Genomic DNA, 4,283 nt, shown 5'->3' on the forward strand with positions numbered 1-4,283 from the left:
GGCGCCATGCGGCAGGGCCGGCTCAGGCCGGCGCGCCCAGGATCAGCTGCGTCTGCGTCACCACCGCGCACAGCCGCCCCTCGGCATTGGTGATCGTGGTCTGCCAGACGTGGGTGGTGCGTCCGCGGTGCAGCGCGATGCTCTCGCCGCGCACGCGCGTGCCGACCTTCGCACCGGCGATGAACTTGGTGCTCGAATCGGTGGTGGTGGTGCGCTGGCCGGCCGCCAGGTTCACCACCGTACCCACCGCGCCCAGCGTGTCGGCGAAGGCCATGTAGGCGCCGCCGTGCAGGATGCCGCCGGAGGTGCACAGGTCGGGCCGCACCGCCATCTCCGCCACGATGCGCTCGGGCGCGGCCTCCAGCAGCGTCACGCCCATCAGGCCGGGGAACAGGGGCTGCAGCAGCGTCTGCAGGCCGGCGAGGTCTTTCATCGGTGCGTTCTCCTTGTGGGTGCCGTCAGCAGCCCAGCGCATCGGCCAGCGCGCCGATGTCCTGCACGTGCAGGTCGTTGCCCGGCTGCGGCGAGACGTCCTTCGGCTTCGCGGCGCCGAATTCCAGCGGCCGCTCGATGTAGGCGGTGGCCAGGCCGCACACGCGCGCGGCGGCCAGGTCGTCGTGGTGCGCGGCCGCCAGCATCACCTGGCTGGGCGCCACGTCGAAGACCGCGGCCACGCCCAGGTAGGTGCGCGGATCGGGCTTGTAGGCCTTGAACACCTCGGCCGAGAGGATGCAGTCCCAGGGCAGGCCGCCGCGCTTGGCCATCTCGGTCAGCAGGCCGATGTTGCCGTTCGAGAGCGTGCAGACCGTGTACCGGCGCCGGAGCCGCGCCAGGCCCTCGGCCGCATCGGGCCAGGGCGGCAGGCGGTGCCAGGCGAGGTTGAGTTCGCGCCGCGCCTCGGCGTCGAGCCGGTCGGCCACGTCGAAGTCGCGCAGCACGGTCTCGAGGATGCCGCGGTGCAGTTCGTCGATGAGGGTGAAGCCGCCCTCGCCCGCCGCCATGCGCTCCATCACGCCGCGCATGGCGGGCTGGTAGCCGGCGCGCCAGGCGAACGCGAAAGCCTCGGCGTCCACGCCGGGCAGCATGCGGCGCACTTCGGCGGCGATGCCGCCGTGCCAGTCCACCACGGTGCCGAAGACGTCGAAGGCGACGACCTTCAGCGCGCCGGGCTCGAAGGCAGCCGGCGCCACGGCAGCGATCATCGCGCCAGCGCCGACGCCTCGCGCGCCAGCGCCTCGATGCGGCCCCAGTCCTTGGCCGCGATCGCGTCGGTCGGCACGATCCACGAGCCGCCCACGCAGGCCACGTTGGGCAGCGCCAGGAACTCGTGCGCGTTGCCGGCGTGCACGCCGCCGGTGGGGCAGAACTTCACGTCGCCGAAGGGGCCCTGCCAGGCCTTGAGCATCGGCACGCCGCCGGCCTGGACGGCGGGGAAGAACTTCAGCTCGGTGTAGCCGTCCTCCTGCGCCAGCATGATCTCGCTGCCGGTGGCGACGCCGGGCAGGAGCGGCAGGCCCAGGTCGTGGCAGGCCTTGCCGACGGCGCGCGTGTAGCCGGGGCTGACGCCGAAGCGCGCGCCGGCCAGGGCCGAGGCCTGCGCGTCGGCCGCGCTGCGGATGGTGCCGGCGCCGGGCACCGCCTCGGGCACCTCCTTGGCGATGGCCTCGATGCATTCCAGCGCCTCGCGCGTGCGCAGCGTCACCTCCAGCATGCGGATGCCGCCGGCCACCAGCGCGCGCGCCAGCGGCACGGCGTCGCCCACGTCGTGCAGCACGATCACGGGGACGACGGGCGCGTCGCGCATCACGTCCAGCGCGGTGAGCTCGGTCGAGGGGGCGTCGGGGTTCACAGCCATGTGCAGGCTCCTTGTTCAGCAGTCGTTGCGTTGCGCCGCATGCCGGCGAAGAGTTCGCGGCCGAGGCCGTGGCCGTCCTCCTCGCGCTGCGCGTCGGTCATTGTCGCCAGCGGGCGGGCGTCCCACTCGTCCTTGGGCACCAGGGCCTCGAGCGTACCGGCCACGGCGTCGAGGCGGATCAGATCGCCGTCGCGCACCTTCGCCAGCGGGCCGCCGTCGGCCGCCTCGGGCGAGAGGTGGATGGCGGCCGGCACCTTGCCGGAGGCGCCGCTCATGCGCCCGTCGGTCACCAGCGCCACCTTGAAGCCCTTGCCCTGCAGCACCGACAGCGGCGGCGTGAGCTTGTGCAGCTCGGGCATGCCGTTGGCCTGCGGGCCCTGCCAACGCACCACGCAGACCACGTCGCGCTCCAGCTCGCCGGCGGCAAAGGCCTTCTGCAGCGCGCCCTGCGAATCGAACACGCGCGCCGGCGCCTCGACGACATGCCGGTCGTCGGGCACGGAGGACACCTTGATGACGCTGCGCCCGAGGTTGCCGGTGAGCAGCTTCAGGCCGCCGGTGGCGCTGAAGGGCTCGGCCGCGGGCCGCGCGACGTGGAGGTTACGCGAGGGCAGCGCGCTCTCCCAGTGCAGCACGCCCTCGGCCGAGGGCTCGCCGCGCATCGCCGGGATGTGCGCCCACTCGCCGATGCCGCCGGGGCGCACGGTGAGCACGTCGCCGTGCATCAGCCCCGCGCTCAGCAGCTCGCCGATGACGAAGCCCGGGCCGCCGGCGGCCTGGAACTCGTTCACGTCGGCCGTGCCGTTGGGGTACACGCGGGTGAGCAGCGGCACCACCTCCGACAGGCGCGAGAAGTCGTCCCAGTCGATCACGATGCCGGCCGCGCGCGCCACCGCGACCCAGTGGATCAGGTGGTTGGTGGAGCCGCCGGTGGCCAGCAGCGCCGCCATGGCGTTGACGATGCAGCGCTCGTCGACCAACTGGCCGATGGGCGGCACGGGATAGCGCTCCTGCGGCGTGACGCCGCTCATCGGCGTGCCCTGCCCCAGCACCGTGCGCACCGCCTCGCGCGTGAGCGCCTCGCGCATCGCGTCGCCCGGCTGGACGAAGGCGGTGCCCGGCACGTGCAGGCCCATCGCCTCCATCAGCATCTGGTTGCTGTTGGCGGTGCCGTAGAAGGTGCAGGTGCCGGGGGCGTGGTAGGCCTTCATCTCGGCGTCGAGCAGGCCCTCGCGGCCGACCAGGCCCTGCGCCGCCTGCTCGCGCACCTTGGCCTTGGCGCTGTTCGAGAGGCCCGAGGGCATCGGCCCGCCGGGCACGAAGACCATCGGCAGGTGGCCGAAGTGCAGCGCGCCGATCAGCAGGCCCGGCACGATCTTGTCGCAGATGCCCAGCAGCAGCGCGGCGTCGAACATGTCGTGCGTGAGCGCCACCGCCGTGCCCATCGCGATCACGTCGCGGCTGAACAGGCTCAGCTCCATGCCCGGCGTGCCCTGCGTCACGCCGTCGCACATGGCGGGCACGCCGCCGGCCACCTGCGCGGTGGCGCCCAGGCGGCGCGCCTCGTGCTTGATGACGTCGGGGTAGTGCTGGAAGGGCGCGTGCGCCGAGAGCATGTCGTTGTAGGCGGTGACGACGGCGATGTTGGGCGCGCGCTCGGTGACCACCTTGAACTTGTCGCTGGCCGGGATGCCGGCCACGGCATGCGCCACATTGGCGCAGCCCATGCGGTCGGAGCCGCGCTGGCGCGTGCGCATCTCGGCGACGCGCTGGAGGTAGGGCTCGCGCGAGGGGCGGCTGCGCTCGCGGATGCGCTCGGTGACGGCGAGCAGCGTGGGGTGGGTCTTTGTCATGGGGCGCGGGGCGATGGCTGGCAATGCCGCCCGGGAGTGGGCGGCAGGCGTATTCATCCTACCAATGAAGCGCGACGCGGCGCATACCGGCAGGCCCGCGCGGCGATACGCTGGCGCGGTCTTGCGGGCGGCGCCCCGGCGGGTCAGGCGCCCAGCCAGGCCAGCGCCTGCGCGCGCAGCTGCGGCAGCGGCGCCGCGGCCGGCACGGCCAGCACGTCGGGCTCGCCCACGGGCGATTCGAGCGCCTCGAACTGGCTGTCCACCAGGCTGGCGGGAAAGATGTGGGCCGGCGCCCTCGCCTGCACGCGGGCACGGGCCTCCTCGCGGCCGATCTCCAGGAAGACGAAGCGCAGCCGCGGCACGGCGGCGCGCAGGCGCTCGCGGTAGGCGCGCTTGAGGGCCGAGCAGCTCAGCACCGCGCCGCCGGGGTGCGCCGCCAGCTCGCGGGCCAGGCAGTCCAGCCAGCCGGCGCGGTCGGCGTCGTCCAGCGGCAGGCCGCTTCGCATCTTGCGGATGTTGTCCTGCGGATGGAAGGCGTCGCCCTCGATGAGCGGCAGGCCCAGCGCGCCGGCCAG

5 protein-coding genes are annotated in these 4,283 nt (G+C 73.7%); all 5 read right to left on the reverse strand.

The annotated features are described in order from the left end of the window. Window positions 1-22 precede the first annotated feature (22 nt). Window positions 23-433: a PaaI family thioesterase gene (locus ACIY1X_RS25125; RefSeq protein WP_399686060.1), complete on the reverse strand. Its 411-nt coding sequence runs from the start codon at window positions 431-433 to the stop codon at window positions 23-25. 25 nt (window positions 434-458) lie between these two features. Further along, the gene (locus ACIY1X_RS25130; protein ID WP_399686061.1) at window positions 459-1,202 is read right to left on the reverse strand and encodes a haloacid dehalogenase type II; all 744 of its coding nucleotides are present in this window, start codon (window positions 1,200-1,202) and stop codon (window positions 459-461) included. Further along, complete coding sequence (eda, locus tag ACIY1X_RS25135; protein ID WP_038206047.1) at window positions 1,199-1,855, reverse strand: bifunctional 4-hydroxy-2-oxoglutarate aldolase/2-dehydro-3-deoxy-phosphogluconate aldolase; 657 nt, start codon at window positions 1,853-1,855, stop codon at window positions 1,199-1,201. Before eda ends, ACIY1X_RS25130 begins: the two co-directional genes overlap by 4 nt. Continuing rightward, window positions 1,846-3,708 (reverse strand): phosphogluconate dehydratase, encoded by a 1,863-nt coding sequence (edd, locus tag ACIY1X_RS25140; RefSeq protein ID WP_399686064.1) that lies wholly within the window; start codon window positions 3,706-3,708, stop codon window positions 1,846-1,848. Before edd ends, eda begins: the two co-directional genes overlap by 10 nt. 143 nt (window positions 3,709-3,851) lie before the next feature. Continuing rightward, window positions 3,852-4,283, reverse strand: a 432-nt coding sequence (locus ACIY1X_RS25145) for a gluconokinase (protein ID WP_399686067.1), incomplete at its 5' end; no start/stop codon positions are given.

It is taken from the genome of Xenophilus sp., assembly GCF_044462705.1.
Taxonomy (GTDB): Bacteria; Pseudomonadota; Gammaproteobacteria; order Burkholderiales; family Burkholderiaceae_C; genus Xenophilus; species Xenophilus azovorans.